The following is an 18,068-nucleotide window of genomic DNA, read 5'->3' on the forward strand; positions in this document are numbered from 1 at the left end:
GCTGTCATCTGCCTTAGTTCCGATGCACAGGTCATCGATCCAGTTAACCTAAAGAAATCGGGGGCGGCGAAGCGGAATCACGGGCAAGTCCGGACACGAGTCGGCGTTATAGCCGCTCCGCGCGATTCTTTCTGAGGCTAGTCAACCCTTCCGCCGCCGAGTAACAGCAATGTGACTCGACCGATTTTGTTACCATGTTAAGTAAATTGGCGACTGGGCATTGCGAAGGGGGTGACGTGGCCTTCCAATTGAGAAACAATCATGCTGCTGCAAATCCTATTGACGACGGTCGTCGTACCCTTCCTCTTTGGAACCTTCATTGCAGCCTTCGCAATCATCATTCCCGGCCAACGCAGGCTGCAGATCGCGCTCCTGATCCCGCTGGCGGCCGTGGCGATCCATGTCCTGCTTGAAGGGATGCCGGCCCTGCCGCCGGTTTCCGCAAAGCACAAGCTCCCCCTGATCCTTCTCGGCGGCGCCTTGATCTTCGGGTTGCAGGCCATGGTGCGGCGACCGTTGAAAATCCACATGAGCACAGTACTGACGGTCGTCGTGCTCGGCGGCTCGACCTGGCTTCTCGGAAAGAACGTGATGATGGCCGATCCGACCAAGGCCGGTGCCGCCATCGTCATCCTTTTGATTGCATCGGTCGCGCTCGGAGCAGTCGTCGCCAGACCGCGGGCCGGCCGGCCGGGTGGAGAATCTTGCTTAGCGGTGGCCTTACTTGCTGTCTCGCTAGCGGCTGCACTTAACGCTGCTTTTGGTGCTTTTGTAGGCATGGCGCAGATCGACGGGGCCCTGGCGGCGCTCACTGGTGGTTGGTTGCTGGTTGGCTATGTCCGCTATCTGATGGGCAATGACGACGCGCTAGCACTGCGTGGTGCCGAAGGACTGGCCTTTGGCTTTGTCATCTCGGTGCATGTGATAATGACGGCGCTCTTCACCCCGAAGGCATCGCCCATCGCCCTGGTGCTGGCAGTCTTGCCGCTGGCTGTCGCGTATTTTCTCGTTCGGGGCGCTGGCCTCGGCCGCGTTCCTCGGGTCCTGCGCCCCTTTGCCGCCGGCCTGCTCGCGGCCCTACCCGCAATCATTTCAATTGCCATCGCCGCCACGCTTTTTGACGGATGACGGCCACCTAGGTCCTGCCCATCGGGGCACATGAGAGGAGAGAGAATATGAAGCAAGTAGCCTTCGCTGCGGTCCTTTTTAGTGGACTCAACGCACAGGCGGCCTTTGCCGCCGACATCTACGAAATCGACCCGACCCACGCCTGGGTTTCGTTCAAGACCAATCATGCAGGCTGGTCCAACGCCCATGGCACATTCAAAGCTGTGAGCGGCACCATCGCTTTCGACAAGAATGATGTCGCCAAGAGCAACATCTTCCTGAAGATTGATGCCAATAGCATCGACACCAATTTTGAACAGCGAAATTCCGACCTGAAGAGCCCTGACTTCCTCAATGTCGCGGAATTTCCCGAGATTACATTCACCAGCACCGCCGTCGAAAAGACTGGCGACAAGACTGCCAAAGTGACGGGTGGCCTGTCGCTGGCCGGCACCGTCAAGCCCGTAGTGCTGGATGTAATCTGGAATGCGGAATCACCGTTGCCGTGGGATGCCAACACCATAAAGACCGGATTTTCGGCGACCGGAAAATTCAGCGGCCTGGATTTCGGCATCAATAAGCTGACAGATTTCGGGCTTGGCCCCGACCTGTCACTCGATATTGATATCGAAGCTATCAAGAAGTAACGCAATCGATCCGCTTGTTCCGGTGACCGGCGAAGTACGGCTTTTCCGGTCCCATCACCTTTGCATAGATCATGACGGGCAAACGGGAACGGGCAAAACTCAGCTGGCTTGACCATCGGACGGCAAGTGTGCCCCCTCGATTGTTCCGTTCTCTATGTCCGCATGCCTCTTCTCTTCGAGGGGTTGGCGCTGTCGCGCCTCGATGGGCGGCTTTTCCGATTAGTCGCCCAGTTCGCGCGTGTTCACTTGATAACCCTCTATCACCCGGGAACTCACGCTCAGCGATCAGCAGCGGCTCGATCTCCTGCAAATCTCGAAGAGCGCTACTGCCGGAAATCTACTCTGAACACCGCTGAATTCCCCGTTGCGCAGTGATCGAAGCGCGAAACGCCGAAATCAATAGCCAATGAATCAACCAGGCGAACGAAAGACGATCCCGCGAGACTGCTCGCTATTTAGCGAAACGACTGTTCGGGACTTGCCGGAATCGTTGTCCCGTCAATCCGAAAGCCGCACATCCACCGGGGGTGGAAGCTGAAACATGCCTAAAGACGGCGCATGGTGGCAGTCTAAGCGACTGTACTGGAAGAAGAGAAAAAAATGTGACACGCCAGTCAGGAAGGCAGCGGACCCGAGCGATCCGCAACCTGCCTGTATGACCTATTGGGCCGCCCACGTCGCAAAGCGAGTGTTGAGCGCGTCGATGTTGTCAATCCAGTAGTTGGCATCGAGCTTCAAGCCCACCGCCAAGTGTTCTGGCGCGGTCGGTAGAGTGGCCGCGAGAACCGCTGGAAGCTTTTGCTGCGCCTCAATACTGCCGACGCCGTAGCCAAGCTTCGCCGGCCATTCCACTTGCCTGTCCGGACGGCCGAGGAATTCGACGAGTTTGGTGGCCTGGTCCTTGTTGGGCGTACCCTTCAAGATGACCCAACTGTCGACATTGAGAATGTTGCCGGCCCACATGATGCGGAAATCGCGCTTGTTGTCGCGATTTGCGGCGCCTATGCGACCGTTGTAGGACGTAGTCATGGCAACTTCGCCCGAGCCGAGAAGCTGCATCGGCTGATTGCCGGCGGTCCACCAGACGATATCCTTCTTGATGGTGTCAAGCTTAGCGAAGGCACGGTCCACGCCCGCCGGCGTCGACAGAACCTTGTAGACCTCCGACGGCGCAACGCCATCGGCTATCAGCGCGAATTCAAGGTTCATTTTCGGGCCGCTGCGGAACGCGCGCTTGCCCGGAAACTTGGTTGTGTCGAACACATCCGCCCAGGTCTTCGGTCCGGCCTTGATGGATGCGCCGTCATAAGCGAGCACGATGCTGAAGATGTTGGCCGGAACACCGCATTCGGTCACCGACCCGGGTATGTAACGGTCGAGGCCGCCGATGAGAGCAGGGTCCATGGTTTCGAATAGGCCTTCCTCGCAGCCGAGCGCTTCCTCCTCGGACTCTACCTCAACGACATCCCAGTTGTTTGCGTCGCCGGAACCGACCTTCGAGCGTAGGACGCCGATTCCGCCGTCCCAACTGTCTTCCGCAAGCGGAATGTCAGCTTGCTTGCGAAACGGGTCGAAGTAGACCTGCCGCTGCGCATCCTGAAAGATGCCGCCGGCAGACACGACCGTCAAGTCGCGCGCATGCGCTGCGACGGACGCCGCGAGAAATGCACTCGAGAAGATTGTGAAAGTTAGTTTGTTCAGCATTTCAGTTCTCCCTTGCTCCGGTTAGAGCGCTTCCCCGTTGTTGTAGATTCGGTAGCGCTTCGTCGTAATAGATCCGCTCAGTTGCGTATTGCCCTCTTCAGCCTCATCGCAGCTAAGGGGCCATTCAGAACGTTTGCGGAAGGGCAGCTGCCGGAATATCAGTGATGACACTAATGGCTGCGCCAACCGTGCTGTTGCCGGTTTTCCACGTATGGGAATCCGCGCCGTAGACTTTGCCGATGGTTCGCATCGCGCGATGGTCCTCCACCGTCACGGCCAGGCACGGCACGAACTTTTCGCGCCAGCACATCAGGTACAGATCGTCGTCGAGTTCGAAATAGTCGGCCTCGTCATAGTCACCGATGCCGGCGTCAGGACCATGCCAGCAGTACCAGAAGTAGAACTTGTCGTTGATGTAGAAATGGTCGTAAACGTGTGTGTCGCTGTAAACGAAACGCAAATACTTGCCGGAAAGACGGGACGTTCTGGCAAAAGTCGGCAGCGGCGCGCCATTTATCGACGCTGACTGGTAAGTAATGGTTGGGACACTCTGCGACCCTGTCTTTTCCACGCGTGATACAAGATTTTCTCCATCGGCCTCCCGATTGACGACCGATCCTTTGATGACCATCGCCTTTCCGAGTGAGAGATCCAACCAGAGGCTAACCGACTGGGAGTCATCGTCCACCCGGACATAGTCTACGAAGTATTGCCCCGGGCGTACGAGAAAGGCTTGGTAGGGCTGCGAAGCATGCCCGCCATCACCGCTATCGCGCCAAGACAGGATCGCCCCGCTGCGGAAGGTCAGATCGAGAGTCGAACCGGCGGCGAGAGTAAGTGCAATGTGTTTGTCGATGAGTTCATCCGTTGGATCCTGCCTTCCGCCGGAATGGTTCTGCAGAATGTCTCCAATCTGCGGCCAGCTTGCTTTTGCGGCTTCTTTTTTTTGCATGACTTTTCTCCTCTTGTTAACCCCTGTGTCTAATCCGAAGGCACCTCAGCGCTTGTTGAGGTTGAGATGAAGAGCATTTCTGATCGTGGCCAAGCCCATCAAAGGCCTTTCCGGGCGTCCACGCGCGCCAGACTTTCATCAGGCCCCAATTCGAATGATCGGTCAGTCGCATCCGTTGACCTCGGCGTATATTTTGACGCACCGTCTCGCGAATTGCGACGCCAACATCTCCATTCCCTTTCAAATATCGCATCTCATCATGCACGATAATCGAACCAATGTGTCCGTTATTTGACGCTACAGGAGGCGCGTCCGTGCGTCAAGCGAGGTCGGAAGGTTATTTGCCGGGCGCCACTGCCTCAGAAATTATCCTTATATAACAAATATATAAAGACAAAACTCCGCTCTCCCAGGTTGCGCAAACATCTGGACTCGGCAAAGTGACAAGTTTGTCATCGATTGGCTTGACCAATCCAAACAGTCCCCATATTGTGTCGACTATCGACCGAAGGATGTCCGATTATCGACCGCCGTAACTGCGTACGGAGAGAGACACCTGGAGAATGGCCGCCGACTGAGAAACCACATAAGGAAAGACTTGGGGATGAGTCAGATCGCAGAGAAAATAAGCGGCCTAACTCGGTCATTCCGGATGAGCTTTTCTGCGGCGCCGCGCCCCAGGCTGGACGCGACAATGTCGCGGGTGGGTACCACACATGTCCTGTATTTCAACCGCCGGCCGCCGGTCTCCTATAGCTTCGGAGACAAGGTTGTTCGCTGGCCTTCGGAAGAATCCACCAGATAACCTACCCGGCTGGAGCGGCTACCTATCAGGCACTTCAAAGTGCAGCAGGGGCAGCGAGCCGAGGCGAGGGGCCGGCTGGGATCCGGAAATCCGAGCGATAAGCCAGGTGCTTGTCGGCGCCACCGGTACCTCGGTTAACGAAACCAAGCACTCAGCGGATAGGGCCCCGCAGGGAGAGAGTACATCATGAGCGAGCGAAACGAAGCAGCCAGGCGCATTCCACGCGGCGAGCTCTACATAGGAGGTAGATGGGAGCCATCGTCCGATGGGGCCACGCTAGTCGCCATCAATCCGAGCACAGAGCAGCCGCTCGGCATGCTTAGCCTGGCGACTGCGGCGGATGTTGGAGCCGCCGTTAATGCGGCGCGCAACCAGTTCGACAGCGGAGAATGGTCGCGCCTTTCCGGCACGGACCGATGCAAGCTGCTCTGGCGGCTCGCAGACCTAATCGAGGCGAACCGCGAACATCTCGCCTATCTCGAGGCTGCCGATATCGGGCGGCCTTTTTTCGAGCCGTTTCAGATCGAAATACCGCTCGCAGCCGATACCTTCCGGCACTTTGCTGGCTGGGCGGATAAGATCACCGGACAAACCTTCGACCTGCCAGACTTCAATGGACGCTCGCGCTATTCGTACACGCTCCGCCAGCCGATCGGCGTGGTGGCTGCGATAACCCCGTGGAACGCCCCCACCATGATCGCGTCGTGGAAGCTGGCAGCCGCGCTCGCCGTCGGCAACACGGTGATCATCAAGCCTGCTGAAGATGCCTCTCTTTCTACCATACGCCTGATCGAGCTGATCGAGGAAGCCGGCTTCCCGGGCGGTGTCGTCAACCTGGTTACCGGGACAGGCGCTATCGCCGGCGATGCGCTCGTCAGGCATCCTGGCATCGACAAGATCTCGTTTACGGGGAGCCCGGAGGTCGGGCGGCGGATCGCAGCCATCGCCGGGCAATCGTTAAAGAAAGTAGCTCTTGAACTGGGCGGCAAATCGCCCCAGATCGTCCGCGCAGACGCCGATCTCGAGATGGCGATAGGGGGCGCGGCCATTTCCTTTTTCGCCAACCAAGGGCAGACCTGTGCCTCCGGTAGCCGCCTGTTCGTTCATCGATCCGTCGTCGGCGAATTCACCGAACGGCTGGTCGCCGCAGCAGCGTCCATCGTGGTGGGTGACCCGTTCGCGTCCGACACCCAGATGGGCTCGCTGATCAGTGCGCGGCAGCTGGAGCGCGTGAGCGGTTATGTGGCGAAGGGTCAATCGGAAGGCGCGACGCTTCTCACCGGCGGCACGCGGCTAGATCGCCCCGGATTTTTTTTCAGGCCGACGATCTTCAGCGGCAGCAACGACATGACGATCGCGCGGGAGGAGATTTTCGGCCCCGTCGGCACCATCATCCCCTTCGCCGACGACGACGAAGCACTTCACCTTGCCAATGAGACCGACTATGGACTGACGTCGGTAGTCTGGACGCGCGATCTGGCAACGGCCAATCACTATATTCGGAAGCTCCGCTCGGGCTCGGTTTGGGTCAATGCTTGGGGGCCGCCGCATCCGGCCTTGCCGTGGCTCGGCCGCAAAACCAGCGGTATCGGCGAGGAACTCGGCCGGTCGGGTCTGCTTGCAAACACAACCGAAAAAACCGTGTCGATTGTCAGTTGACGGCCGTGATAGACTAATCGCAGAGTAAAATACGGGCGAATATCGCTAATAAACAGCTCGGTCCAACCGAGCGATAATCAAACTCGCCATCCCAGAAGCAAATCTAGGATTGGATGCCGACGTTAAATCGATCAAACGCTGCTTCTATCTCAGATCGACGATGACCTATTACGGCGAATACTGTTGACATCCTGCTGTTGCAGGCCACCTTGCCGGCGCACAGCAACACGATCGAGATGGAGCTATATTGAATTCCGTCAGCTACGTCCAACGATCGAGTATACGATGCCATCGTGGGCCTTCAGCATTGGCTCATCAGGCAAACAATCTCAGCAATAACCGAGATGGCGATTGCAAATGGACTTGATTTGCCAACCGAGATCCCGATGGGCGATCTAAACTTTGCGATATCAAGGTCATTCAAGCCGTCTTGTTTCAACCAGTCGACTTTCAGCGGCCGCTGCCGCTTTGCACCGATCATCCCAACATAACCCACTTGAGACCGCAGCGCTTGGGCAATGTTCTCTCTATTAGATTTAAAGTCATGATTGGCGAAAACGACGGCAGCGCGACGATCCAGGCCAAATTCTTCGAAAACCTTCCCCGGCTGCGTGGGGCGATAGACCTGGGGTGCGACAGGGGGTGGTAGAGACGGTCCGAGGGGTCGGACGAAGATGATTTCGAACTCCGCTTCTTTCCCGAGTTGAGCGATCGCAAGGGCAGTCGGATCAGACCCTATGATGAAAAGCCTTACCTGAGGGCGATAGCGCACCCAATAATGCACAGCATCGATCTGGCCTCCGGCTCGCGGTGAGGAAAAAGCTTGCTCAGCGAATTTGAGCCATCTGGGACCGAAATCGTGAGGACGTGACGCCGCGATCCGCTCCTCGCCGTCGGATATCAAGATTATATCCTCTCGCCTCGCGGCCATGTTCATGAGATTTTCAGCAACCGGATCGGTGGGCCGCATCCGTTCGATCGCAATAGTGACGGAAGCATCGCCAAATTGGCTCCCCCGACCATAGATCAACTTGCGCGGCTCTCCGTCAAGAAGGGTAGCCTTCGCGTGAAGAGCAACGTCGGCCTCTATGCATCCTCGCGAAAGGAACCCGGTCATGTTGTCGTCGGTAAAAGCCATCTGCGTTCCCGGCGGACGTGGCGAGCCTCCATCGGTGTGGATGAGTGTGGCAATCGCAACATCAGCACCAGCAATCAAATGCGCCAGAGCGAATTGCAGGACGTTCTCGCGAATTCCAAACATCGGCCAGTCTGGGTAGATCGCCGCGGTATCGGTCATGAACATTGGGGATACCTTTGAACACAGGAAGGCGCGACCCGCCGTTTAGGAGTTGGTCTGAACGCAGCTAAAAAGGTCAGGACCGCAATGAATTATCAGCCCTCGTCATTCGCAAATGGCTGGACACCACACCTGCGCACCGGCAATGAACAGTGCACGATACTATTCACCAGGAAGCTCCGATCGCTTCGAGTGCCGTATCCTTGGCGTTATATTCGTTCAGCGGATCGTCAAAGTTTTGAGGTACGCGATAATGTCTGCACGGTCGCCAGGTTTCGCGACACTTGTGGTCATGCGTGTGCCCTTTAACATCTTGGGTGGACCCGACAAGTAGGTCTCGAGTGCTTCATCGGTCCATACTACGTTCGAACCCATGATGGCATCGGAATAGCGAAAACCTTCAAACCCTCCGGCTTTCCGACCGAACACGCCATTCAAAGCGGGTCCGGTTTTATTCTGCCTGTCGATTGAGTGGCAAGCTGTACATCGATTGAAAAGTTGCTTGCCGCGGACCGCGTCCCCGTCTGCCGAAGCAGATGTAGGAGAGGTGATCCAAACCGCCGACAATATGGTGAGGATGCGGAAGGTTTGCATCAGCTTAGCCCTCCTTGAGGTATTCGGTATTGACCGGCAGCGTTCGCACGCGCTTGCCTGTTGCAGAAAAGATCGCATTGGTGACAGCAGGAAAGACCGCTGACGTTGCTGCTTCCCCTATCCCGCCGGGTGGCTCGGCGCTCGCAACTATGTGAGTTTCAACGTGGGGTGCCTCTTCGATGCGAAGCGGCAGGTAAGTGTCGAAATTGCTCTGTTCGACACGGCCGTTCTTGAACGTGATCGCGCCATAGAGAGCCGCGGTTAGGCCGTAAAGAGCGCCACCTTCCATTTGGGCCGCAATCGTATCGGGATTCACAGTCATCCCGCAGTCGACTGCCGTAACGATACGTGTCACCCGGACAGAACCGTCTGTTCCAACCTTGGCTTCGGCAATCATCGCGAGATACGTGCCGAACGCGAACTGCACGGCGACGCCGCGGCCCTCCCTGGACGGTAATGGCTTACCCCACCCAGCCTTTTCCGCGGCAAGTTTTAACACGTTCAACGCACGAGGATTCTCCGCGAGCAATCGCTTCCGGTACTCAACCGGATCGGCCTTCGCAGCATCAGCGAGTTCATCAATGAAACTCTCGACCACGAACACGTTGTGCGATGGCCCGACACCACGCCACCAGCTTGTCAGCACGCCTTGCGGCTCGACCTGCTTGAACTCGACTTGTATCGCCGGAAGCTGGTATGGGGGACGGGCTGCACCTTCTACACCATCGGGATCCACGCCGTTTTGCATGGCGCGCGGCGCAATACGAGCGAAAATCGATGATCCAGAGATACGATGCATCCAGGCGACAGGGTTTCCATTGGCATCAAGCCCCCCCGACATACGGTCGTGGTAGTATGGCCGGTAGTAACCATGCTGAATATCTTCCTCGCGGCTCCAGATAACCTTGACGGGGCCCTCGACCTGCATCGCCACTTTGAGAGCATGGACGATACCATCGACTTCGAGGCGGCGGCCAAATGCGCCGCCGACTATATAGTTGTTGATGATGATCTTCTCCGGCGCGAGGCCGGTAACTGTTGCGGCAGCTTGTTTGGCTGCGGAAAGGCTCTGAGTTCCGACCCAGAGTTCACATGCATCCTCTCGCACGTGAACGGTACAGTTCATCGGTTCCATTGCGGCGTGGGAAAGGAAAGGCAATTGGTAAACTGCGTCGATCCGCTGCGCGGCTGTTGCCAACGCATTGATCACGTCGCCTTCGCTCCGTGCGACGGCCCCTGGCTTGCGCGACTCCTCGTCTAATTGCCGTGTGATGTCGGCACTGGACACTTTTGCGTTTGGGCCGTCATCCCACTCGATGGCGGCTGCCTCCAGGCCCTTTTTGGCCGCTCCTGTATGATCCGCCACGACTGCCACCGCGCTGTCCGTCAGCACGACTTGGCGTACCCCCTTGATCGCCAACGCAGCCTTTTCATTAACTGATTTTGGCTTCCCGCCGAGAACTGGGGATACGGCGATCGCCGCAATCCTGGTGCCGGATGGTGATGCGTCGATACCATATTTGAGGGCGCCATTGACCTTGTCAGGTGTGTCCAGGCGCTTCGCGGACGTTCCAAGGAGTTTGAACTCGCTGGGGGATTTGAGGGTTACGGTTTCGGGTGAAGGCATGGGAAGCGACGCGGCAATATCGACTAACTCGCCGTAGGGCAGCCTCCGCTTTCTGGCCTCGTCGAAAATGAAGCCGTCTTCGGCGCGGCACGCCCCGGGATCTACATTCCACTTCTTGGCTGCAGCCTGAATGAGCAGCGTTCTGGCTGTCGCACCGGCCTTTCGCAGGGGCGTCCAGAACGCACGGATTGAGGTGGAGCCGCCTGTCATCTGACGCCCCAGCATTGGATGAGCGTAGAGAGCCTCGTTAACGGGCGCGTGTTCGAGCTTGACACCATCAAGTGCCACTTCCAGTTCTTCGGCGAGCAGCATTGCTTGAGCCGTATAGATTCCCTGGCCCATCTCCACTTGCGGCATTACGAGCGTGACAAGGCCCTTCCGGTCAATGCGAATGAACGCATTGGGAGCGAAGACACTGGTGGCGGCGATCGAAAGGTCGGGCCCGAACGCCAGGTTGACGACGAGTCCCCCGCCGACGCCAATGCTGGCCTTCAGGAAATGGCGCCGGTTCAGTTGTGGGCCGAGACTATCGTTCGACATGATTTTCTCTCCCTTACGCACTTGCGCGTTTGATGGCGGCACGAATGCGTTGGTAGGTCCCGCAGCGACAGACGTTCCCTGACATCGCGTTGTCGATGTCTTCGTCGACCGGTTTTGGCGTTTCGTTCAGCAACGCGGCGGCTGACATCAGCTGCCCTGACTGACAGTAGCCGCATTGAGCGACTTCAAGCTCAATCCATGCATCTTGAAGCGCCTTCCCATGGGCGATGGTATGCAACGCTTCGATCGTCGTGATCTGGCTTCCTCCGACGCTGTCCACAGGGGTGACGCAAGATCGCGTTGGCACGCCATCGAGATGGACCGTACAGGCTCCGCAAAGGGCTTGCCCGCAGCCAAACTTCGTACCAGTCATTCCAAGTACGTCGCGAAGCACCCATAGGAGTGGGGTGTCGCCTTCTACGTCAACTGAGTGGGTGCGGCCGTTGATTTGGACCGAATGTGCCATGCGTCTGCTCCAGCTGTGGCCGTTTGCTCGGCAGAAGATGGCCAGATTAGTGGCAGAGATAAATGGGGTATTGCTGCACTTAGTGTATAGCTGAGCTAAACAATCCCTGTGGCAGACCTCGATCCCCAGTCGCGGTCAGATCAATGAACGTCTAAGCTCGGAACAGATGTCAATGAAGGCACGCAGCTTTGGCTGATTTTGCGTGGTTTTGGTAAAGTACAGGAACAATCCGTCCGTCCCCGGTGAGTAGTCGAGCAGAACGGGCTCAAGTTGGCCTGCTATAACTTTTCGCGATGCGTGAAACGTCGAGGAATAGATGAGCCCCAGGCCGCGCACAGCGAGATTCTGCATGAGTTTGCCGTCATTCACCGTCAAGGGACCATTGGGTTCGATACTGATATTTTGCCCGTCCTCAAGAAACTCCCAGCGGTAGATGTCGCCTTTGGCCGGCCGCCGAAATCGAATGCATTTGTGTTTTATGAGATCCCCCGGGGCTTGAGGACGCCCATATTTCCGGAAGTAGTCAGGCGACCCGAACACCGCCCATTTGAAGGGCGGCGAGAGTCTCACCGCGATCATCTCCTTGGCTATATACGATCCGATGAGAATGCCCGCGTCGTAACCCCCAGCAACGAAATCCCGATGCGTATTGCTGACCGTTACATCGACTTTCACATTCGGCCAAGCTTCGCAAAAGGCGGGAAGTATCGGTTCTATGACGTGGGACAGCGCAAGTCGCTCGACGATGAGCTTCAACGTTCCCGACGGCTCGCGTGATGACTGGGATGTCTCCCCCAAACTCGTCTCGATGAGTAGCGCCGCTGGGGAAATTTTCTCAAGCAGGGTCACCCCCGCTTCCGTCAAAGAGATCCGGCGCGTCGTGCGGTGAAAAAGCGGAGCGCCTAAACGCCGCTCCAGCTTTTGCAGCGCTTGGCTGATCGCACCCGGTGTCACCTCGAGATCGAGAGCGGCCTTTCGAATGCTCTGCTGCTTTGCAATCGCTAGGAACTCGGGCAATCCATCGAAAGTGTTTTGCCGACTCATTTCATTTCTCCACGCAGACGCACTCAGAGTACCGTAGAGCAGAAAATCAACTGTCTATTTAATGTTGTTCGACAGCGGCGAAAATTTTAAACGTTTCGTCCGCAATTCGATCCTTCGACCCGCACACGACAGGCCGGCAATCATTCCAAGATAGCGACCCTGAGCACGATGGGAGGTCGTACCGCATCGGACACCTACGATCTCTGGACCGGTGATATGCGACGACGACGATCACGTCGGGTCTGTGATGCAATGCCTCCAGGTAAACGGCCGGGATCAGATTGGAAAGCCAAAAATGGTTTCGCGCCGCGCAGCTTCTCCTTCAGAAACCAGCCCAGTGGAATCCAACACATCATGAAGAATGTGTCAGCCCCCATATTCCGCGCAGAAACTCACCGCATTGAGGATGGGCACCCCATGAGAAACGCTAGTGTGTTTCCAACGCGGATGGCGAAGACGCAAGCAAGGATTTGGTGTACTCATGCCGGGGGTTTTCAAACACGGTGGCTGTGTCGCCAGTCTCGACAAACGTCCCCTTGTTCATCACCGCGACTTTGGTTGCCACAAGTCGGACCAGTGGTAGATCATGAGAGATGAAGATATATGCGAGAGCGCGCCGCTCCTGGAGTGTCATCAGCACCTTGATAACCTGGGCCTGCACGGACACATCCAAAGCGGAAACCGGCTCGTCGAGAATGAGAATTTTGGGCTCGAGAGCAAGTGCACGCGCGATGGCCACTCGTTGCCGCTGTCCGCCAGAAAGTTGGTTTGGATAGTAAGATGCAAAATGGTGCGGCAGATTAACTTCAGTGAGGAGCTCTTGAATGCGAGCCGGCCGCTCAGCCCTGTTAACGACGCCACTATGTATCTGCCAAGGCTCTGAGATCAGTTCGGCAACTGTCCTGCGGGGATGTAACGAGCCGTATGGATCCTGGAAAACCATTTGCATAAAGCGGCGTTGCCGCTGCATGTCGGCATTTGAAAAACGCAGGATGTCGTTCCCCTGATAGAGAACGGCACCGCTGTCTGCGTCGACGAGCCTAAGAAGGGTTCGGGCCAAGGTAGATTTGCCAGAGCCGGATTCACCCACAATTGCCATGCACTCGCCTGCCTCGAGAGTGAAGCTGATGTTGTTGACAGCGACAATCCCTCCAGGAGATCTGCCTAGCCCCCCGAAAGTCTTCCGGAGGTCCCTGACGTGGAGCAGGGGTGCACTAATTGCGGCTTGCCTATTACCATTCATCGAAAAGCTTCCCTATTGGCTCAGAGTGACCTGAGGGACAGAGTGTGGCATCCCACCACCAGATGAGGGATCTGTGACGAACGCATCCGGAATCGGTTCAAGTTGGCGCCACGACCGCGCGCGGGCCGGGTGCGCTTTCAAAAGAGCCTGCGTGTACGGGTGCTGAGGCCTCTGGAAAACCTCCTCGGTATCGCCTTCTTCGACGATCTGGCCTGCATACATCACGATCAGCCTTTTTGAAATCAGTCGCGCAACGGCCAAATCGTGGGTGACAAAGATAAGGCCCATGCCCGTTTCGGCTTGAAGCTCCTTGATGAGGTTCAGAATGCCCGCCTGCACTGTCACATCCAGAGCTGTGGTCGGTTCATCCGCGATCAGGATTTTCGGTTTCATACCGATCGCCATCGCTATGCAGATACGCTGTCGCATACCTCCAGAAAATTGATGAGGATAGTCGTCAAATCGTTCTTCCGCGTTTCGGATGCCAACTAGCTCCATCAGTCGGATCGCCTCTGCCCTTGCTTGGGTGCGATGCATTGCCAAACGAACCATGAATATTTCGCTCAATTGAGAACCGATCGTATAGACCGGGTTTAGGCCGTCCAAGGCATCTTGGAACACCATCCCAATCCCCAACCCACGAACCTTCTTCAGTTGCTTCTCATTGCGGCCGACGATTTGGGAGCCGTTGAACAATATGCTCCCACGGACGACACCAGGGGTATCAACCAGTCCCAACAATGAACGGCCAAGAACGGTTTTGCCCGAGCCGCTTGCGCCAACAACGGCTATCGCATCGCCCATCTCCATTGAAAAAGATACGCCACGAACAGCGTCTACTTTGCCAAAACCGCTCTCAAAGCTTATTTGGAGATCGGACACCTGAAGCAATGTCATGATCCGGCGACTCCCTTTTTCTTCTTTTTAGCCCTGAAGAATAGCGTGCTCTGGGCAGGATCTTCGACAGCGCGAAGCCAGTTGGAGAGAATATTTGCCGAAAGAGCGGTCAGTACAATGACGATCCCCGGAAATACCGCGACGAACCATGCAGACTTTAAATAGGCTCTTCCGTCGGAGACCATCATCCCCCAGTCCACATCAGGGCGTTGCAGGCCGATTCCGAGGAAAGTCAAGCTGGCCGCGGCAAGGATAACAGCAGCGACTTCCAGCATAGCGAGCGTCCTGACCGTCGGCAGCACCAGCGGGGCGATCTCACGCGTGATGATCCGCCAATTCGAAGCCCCGAGCGAGCGAGCAACCTCAACGAACATGCGCTCTTTGATTTCCATCGTTTGAGTGCGGCTCGTCCGAAGATATACGGGGATGCGCGTGATGCCCAATACGATGATGAGGTTGAAGATGCTCGGCTGGAGGACAAAGAGAACGACCAAGGCCATCAAGAGCGATGGGACCGTGTGGATGATGTCGGCAATACGAAGGAGAATATTGTCGACCCAGCCGCCAAAAAATCCCGATATCAAACCTATTGCATAACCTAGCGCCGAAGAAATCCCGACCGCGAAAACAGCGATGAGAACTGATGTGCGCGCGCCGACGATCAGTTGGAGCATGATCGGGCGACCCAAGCTATCTGCACCAAGAAAGAAGGAGAAGCCCTTGCTGAGCTGGAACGGCGCGAAGAACCGCAAGGAGATCGTCTGATTGTTCGCCTGATCTATAACCAGGGGGGCGACAGCGAACGCCAGTACAACCACCAACAAGAGCCATAATGCCGAGGCAACTGCTAGAGGCGATGAGACGAACATCTGCCATTTGGGAGATGTACGCCACCGCGAAAGCCTGTTTCCAGTCGTTGAGGGAACAGTAGTTTGCAAAATCCTTACTCCCTCAACCCAGCCTGATGCGCGGATCGACGATCATGCAGATGACGTCGATCAGAAGATTCAGGATGATCACCGAGACCCCGATAACTGCCACGCTTGCTTCCAGGACAGGGAAGTCTCGGTTGAGGATTGCCCCAACGATTAATTTCCCGATACCTGGAAATGCGAAAACCACGCCGACGATAACCGCGCCGTTGACCATACCCGCGGCTATGTCGCCGGCGACAGAAATGATGGGCAATGCGGCATTGCGAAGCGCGTGCCTGTAGACGATGCGACGTCCCCCGAAACCCCGCGCTCTGGCGTTGCGAATGTATCCGGAGGAAAGCACATCGATCATGGCACCGCGAACAACTTGGGTGAGGACACCTATCGGTCCAATACTGACTGTTGCCAAAGGTAAGATCCACGATTGCCAGCTGTTGCTTCCTGAAGTCGGCAGAAGTCGAAGCTGAACGGCAAATATCAGAATCCCGACAAGAGCAAACCAGAAGTGGGGCATGCTGCTGGTCACAAGGGAAACAATCGTGATAACGCGATCGATCGTTCGAAAGCGATAAACCGCGGCTAAAGAACCGAGCACCAAGGCGACGAGGATCGAGATAGTCATGGCTAACCCTGCCAGCAGTAAGGTCATCGGCATCTCGGTCAGGGCAGCCTCCATTGCTGGCCGCTGCTGCCAGATCGAGGTACCGAAATCGCCTTGTGCGATATTGCCAAGGAATATCCAGAATTGTTGGATGAGAGACTTGTCGAGGCCATACGCGCGGTTGAAAGCTTCGATCTGCGCAGGTTCGGCCCCTTCCGGGAAGAAGAGATCGATTGGCGAACCAGTCAGTCTGGACAGAAAAAAGACGACTACGACCACGCCGAGAAGCGTTACAAGCCCCGAGATGAGCCGCCGACCTAAGAACGTCAACATGTTATATTGTCCTCTGCTGCGGGAGCCGGTCACAACCTGACTCCCGCATTTGGCAGTAGTAATCAGTTATCGAGGCGAACGTCCGCAATTCGCACCTCGAGGCCAGAAAGCGGGTTCGGCTGATAGTGAACGCCTTCACCGAGCATGATCAATCGAATCTGCTCTGCAATCCCGATCATCCCGGCTTCTTTGAGAAGCAGCTTGGATGCCGCTTGGTAGAGCTCTGCTCTCTTGTCGCCAGCCGCGACCTCGGCTCCCGCAACCAATTTATCCAGCTCAGGGTTACAGATGGCGGAGTTGATGCCCTTGCACGTAATATACTTGGGATAGCTGAAGCTAGCATCGCCCGAGGTATTGTCGTGCGAGATCATTTGGAGCGTTGGGCGCTGTTCCGGCGGGAACGGCTGCCGCAAAAATTCGCGCCAAGCCGTATTCTCCATGCTCTTGATGTTGGCATTGAGGCCCACTTCCTTCAGGTTTTGCGCGATCGCCTGCACCAGTTCGCCGCCGTCGGGAAGGATATCCGGTCGCGTGATGATGTCGAAAGAGGTCTCAACGGGGTGCCCGTCTGCCTTGGCCGCTGCGATGAGCACCTTCGCCTTGGCAGGGTCGAACTTCATCGCATCGTTTTCGTTGTAGCCCGGAATGAACCCGTTCACCTGGGGGCCTAGCATCTGGTAGTAAGGCGCTCCGGTCATCCCAAGAATTGCTGGAACAATCGTGTCACGGTCGACCGCGTATGAAAGAGCTTGACGAACTCTTGGGTCGATAAACGGTTCCTTGTGGGTGTTGGGGCGCATCACGAAGATGCGGTTGTCCTTAAAGGTTACGGTGCGATCGTCGTCGGTCGCGTCCTGTGCTTGGATGCTGAGCGCAATGTTGGCCTCTCCTGTCTCAACCATGCTGGCTCTGACGGACGGCTCCTTGCGGACGATGTAGGTGACGTCTTTGATCTGCGGGGCACTTCCCCAATACCCATCAAAACGGGTTAACTTGACGGATTCGCCCTGCTTCCTGCTGACGAACTTGTAAGGGCCGGTACCGGAGGGGTTAAGAACCTTTGCGGCCTTCTTTTGGCTGGCGAGATCACCTATGTCGATGTAGGAGAGGCGCAGCGGAAGGATTGGATCTAAAACCTTTGTCGTCACCCGTAGAGTTAGGTCGTCAACGGCCTCAGCTTTGACGGGATCTGGAATTTGGCCGCTGTTCAGGCAAGCCAATCCCGGGTAGTCCGCCCCACCTTGCGTTCGCATGATGTTAGCGGCGGCGGCAGCGGCGGTAAAATCAGTTCCGTCGTGAAATTTAACGCCCTTTTTCAGTTTAAATTCCCAAACAAGGTCGCTCGTCTGTTTCCACGACTCGGCCAGGAGAGGCTCGACCTTCCCTTGCGTTGGGTTTACGTGGGTCAACGATTCAAAGATGTTCCCCCGGGTAATGTTTGCGTTTTGCGCCGGTTGTGTGTCGCATGGGTCGAGTGAGTCCAACTCCACCGCAAGAACCACGGTGATGGCTTTGTTCGACGTCTCTGCGAGGGTCGGCAGTGTGGTGAAGGTCGCCGCGATACTGGCGACACCTATTGCTGACAAGAATTTACCGTGCTTCATTACATCCTCCCTG

General features: G+C 56.5%; 15 protein-coding genes. 3 read left to right on the top strand and 12 right to left on the bottom strand.

The genetic code is table 11. From position 1 onward, the window contains the following. Positions 1 to 261: 261 nt before the first annotated feature. Complete coding sequence (locus ACSQ3G_RS29500; RefSeq protein WP_436112818.1) at positions 262 to 1,128, top strand: hypothetical protein; 867 nt, start codon at positions 262 to 264, stop codon at positions 1,126 to 1,128. A 47-nt stretch (positions 1,129 to 1,175) separates the two neighbouring features. Next, positions 1,176 to 1,754, top strand: a complete 579-nt coding sequence (locus ACSQ3G_RS29505) for a YceI family protein (RefSeq protein WP_436112819.1) — start codon at positions 1,176 to 1,178, stop codon at positions 1,752 to 1,754. A 660-nt stretch (positions 1,755 to 2,414) separates the two neighbouring features. On the opposite strand, the gene ACSQ3G_RS29510 is transcribed toward ACSQ3G_RS29505, so the two are convergent. Together ACSQ3G_RS29510 and ACSQ3G_RS29515 are read right to left on the bottom strand one after the other, a co-directional pair. Beyond that, complete coding sequence (locus ACSQ3G_RS29510) at positions 2,415 to 3,458, bottom strand: ABC transporter substrate-binding protein (protein WP_436112820.1); 1,044 nt, start codon at positions 3,456 to 3,458, stop codon at positions 2,415 to 2,417. A gap of 124 nt (positions 3,459 to 3,582) precedes the next feature. Next, positions 3,583 to 4,410, bottom strand: coding sequence for a MoaF C-terminal domain-containing protein (locus tag ACSQ3G_RS29515; RefSeq protein WP_436112821.1), 828 nt, complete (start codon positions 4,408 to 4,410; stop codon positions 3,583 to 3,585). Between the two features lie 991 nt (positions 4,411 to 5,401). On the opposite strand from ACSQ3G_RS29515, the gene ACSQ3G_RS29520 reads away from it, so the two are divergent. Next, the gene (locus tag ACSQ3G_RS29520; RefSeq protein WP_436112822.1) at positions 5,402 to 6,874 is read left to right on the top strand and encodes an aldehyde dehydrogenase family protein; all 1,473 of its coding nucleotides are present in this window, start codon (positions 5,402 to 5,404) and stop codon (positions 6,872 to 6,874) included. A gap of 301 nt (positions 6,875 to 7,175) precedes the next feature. Here the strand turns inward: ACSQ3G_RS29520 and ACSQ3G_RS29525 are convergent, their stop codons facing one another. The 10 genes from ACSQ3G_RS29525 to ACSQ3G_RS29570 form a co-directional block, all read right to left on the bottom strand. Then, positions 7,176 to 8,177, bottom strand: a complete 1,002-nt coding sequence (locus ACSQ3G_RS29525) for an XdhC family protein (protein ID WP_436112823.1) — start codon at positions 8,175 to 8,177, stop codon at positions 7,176 to 7,178. A gap of 213 nt (positions 8,178 to 8,390) precedes the next feature. Then, on the bottom strand, positions 8,391 to 8,765 hold the full coding sequence (locus ACSQ3G_RS29530) for a c-type cytochrome (protein ID WP_436112824.1): 375 nt from the start codon (positions 8,763 to 8,765) through the stop codon (positions 8,391 to 8,393). A gap of 4 nt (positions 8,766 to 8,769) precedes the next feature. After that, complete coding sequence (locus tag ACSQ3G_RS29535) at positions 8,770 to 10,932, bottom strand: xanthine dehydrogenase family protein molybdopterin-binding subunit (RefSeq protein WP_436112825.1); 2,163 nt, start codon at positions 10,930 to 10,932, stop codon at positions 8,770 to 8,772. Between the two features lie 13 nt (positions 10,933 to 10,945). Then, positions 10,946 to 11,398 carry a (2Fe-2S)-binding protein gene (locus ACSQ3G_RS29540; protein ID WP_436112826.1) on the bottom strand — a complete coding sequence of 151 codons (453 nt, stop codon included), beginning with the start codon at positions 11,396 to 11,398 and terminating at the stop codon, positions 10,946 to 10,948. 135 nt (positions 11,399 to 11,533) lie between these two features. Then, positions 11,534 to 12,442 (bottom strand): LysR family transcriptional regulator, encoded by a 909-nt coding sequence (locus tag ACSQ3G_RS29545; RefSeq protein ID WP_436112827.1) that lies wholly within the window; start codon positions 12,440 to 12,442, stop codon positions 11,534 to 11,536. A 427-nt stretch (positions 12,443 to 12,869) separates the two neighbouring features. Next, positions 12,870 to 13,685 carry an ATP-binding cassette domain-containing protein gene (locus tag ACSQ3G_RS29550; protein ID WP_436112828.1) on the bottom strand — a complete coding sequence of 272 codons (816 nt, stop codon included), beginning with the start codon at positions 13,683 to 13,685 and terminating at the stop codon, positions 12,870 to 12,872. A gap of 12 nt (positions 13,686 to 13,697) precedes the next feature. Beyond that, positions 13,698 to 14,582 carry an ABC transporter ATP-binding protein gene (locus ACSQ3G_RS29555; RefSeq protein WP_436112829.1) on the bottom strand — a complete coding sequence of 295 codons (885 nt, stop codon included), beginning with the start codon at positions 14,580 to 14,582 and terminating at the stop codon, positions 13,698 to 13,700. After that, positions 14,579 to 15,451: an ABC transporter permease gene (locus ACSQ3G_RS29560; protein WP_436112830.1), complete on the bottom strand. Its 873-nt coding sequence runs from the start codon at positions 15,449 to 15,451 to the stop codon at positions 14,579 to 14,581. The genes ACSQ3G_RS29555 and ACSQ3G_RS29560 overlap by 4 nt, the downstream gene beginning before the upstream one ends. An 82-nt stretch (positions 15,452 to 15,533) precedes the next feature. Further along, positions 15,534 to 16,451, bottom strand: a complete 918-nt coding sequence (locus ACSQ3G_RS29565) for an ABC transporter permease (RefSeq protein WP_436112831.1) — start codon at positions 16,449 to 16,451, stop codon at positions 15,534 to 15,536. Between the two features lie 62 nt (positions 16,452 to 16,513). Continuing rightward, positions 16,514 to 18,055 carry an ABC transporter substrate-binding protein gene (locus ACSQ3G_RS29570; protein ID WP_436112832.1) on the bottom strand — a complete coding sequence of 514 codons (1,542 nt, stop codon included), beginning with the start codon at positions 18,053 to 18,055 and terminating at the stop codon, positions 16,514 to 16,516. Between the last annotated feature and the right edge of the window lie 13 nt (positions 18,056 to 18,068).

The organism is Neorhizobium tomejilense (assembly GCF_964254135.1).
GTDB classification, from domain to species: Bacteria; Pseudomonadota; Alphaproteobacteria; order Rhizobiales; family Rhizobiaceae; genus Neorhizobium; species Neorhizobium tomejilense.

Coding starts and splice junctions, on each gene's coding strand:
- ACSQ3G_RS29500 (WP_436112818.1), top strand. CDS start 262: ATGCTGCTGCAAATCCTATTGACGACGGTCGTCGTACCCTTCCTCTTT.
- ACSQ3G_RS29505 (WP_436112819.1), top strand. CDS start 1,176: ATGAAGCAAGTAGCCTTCGCTGCGGTCCTTTTTAGTGGACTCAACGCA.
- ACSQ3G_RS29510 (WP_436112820.1), bottom strand. CDS start 3,458: ATGCTGAACAAACTAACTTTCACAATCTTCTCGAGTGCATTTCTCGCG.
- ACSQ3G_RS29515 (WP_436112821.1), bottom strand. CDS start 4,410: ATGCAAAAAAAAGAAGCCGCAAAAGCAAGCTGGCCGCAGATTGGAGAC.
- ACSQ3G_RS29520 (WP_436112822.1), top strand. CDS start 5,402: ATGAGCGAGCGAAACGAAGCAGCCAGGCGCATTCCACGCGGCGAGCTC.
- ACSQ3G_RS29525 (WP_436112823.1), bottom strand. CDS start 8,177: ATGTTCATGACCGATACCGCGGCGATCTACCCAGACTGGCCGATGTTT.
- ACSQ3G_RS29530 (WP_436112824.1), bottom strand. CDS start 8,765: ATGCAAACCTTCCGCATCCTCACCATATTGTCGGCGGTTTGGATCACC.
- ACSQ3G_RS29535 (WP_436112825.1), bottom strand. CDS start 10,932: ATGTCGAACGATAGTCTCGGCCCACAACTGAACCGGCGCCATTTCCTG.
- ACSQ3G_RS29540 (WP_436112826.1), bottom strand. CDS start 11,398: ATGGCACATTCGGTCCAAATCAACGGCCGCACCCACTCAGTTGACGTA.
- ACSQ3G_RS29545 (WP_436112827.1), bottom strand. CDS start 12,442: ATGAGTCGGCAAAACACTTTCGATGGATTGCCCGAGTTCCTAGCGATT.
- ACSQ3G_RS29550 (WP_436112828.1), bottom strand. CDS start 13,685: ATGAATGGTAATAGGCAAGCCGCAATTAGTGCACCCCTGCTCCACGTC.
- ACSQ3G_RS29555 (WP_436112829.1), bottom strand. CDS start 14,582: ATGACATTGCTTCAGGTGTCCGATCTCCAAATAAGCTTTGAGAGCGGT.
- ACSQ3G_RS29560 (WP_436112830.1), bottom strand. CDS start 15,451: ATGTTCGTCTCATCGCCTCTAGCAGTTGCCTCGGCATTATGGCTCTTG.
- ACSQ3G_RS29565 (WP_436112831.1), bottom strand. CDS start 16,451: ATGTTGACGTTCTTAGGTCGGCGGCTCATCTCGGGGCTTGTAACGCTT.
- ACSQ3G_RS29570 (WP_436112832.1), bottom strand. CDS start 18,055: ATGAAGCACGGTAAATTCTTGTCAGCAATAGGTGTCGCCAGTATCGCG.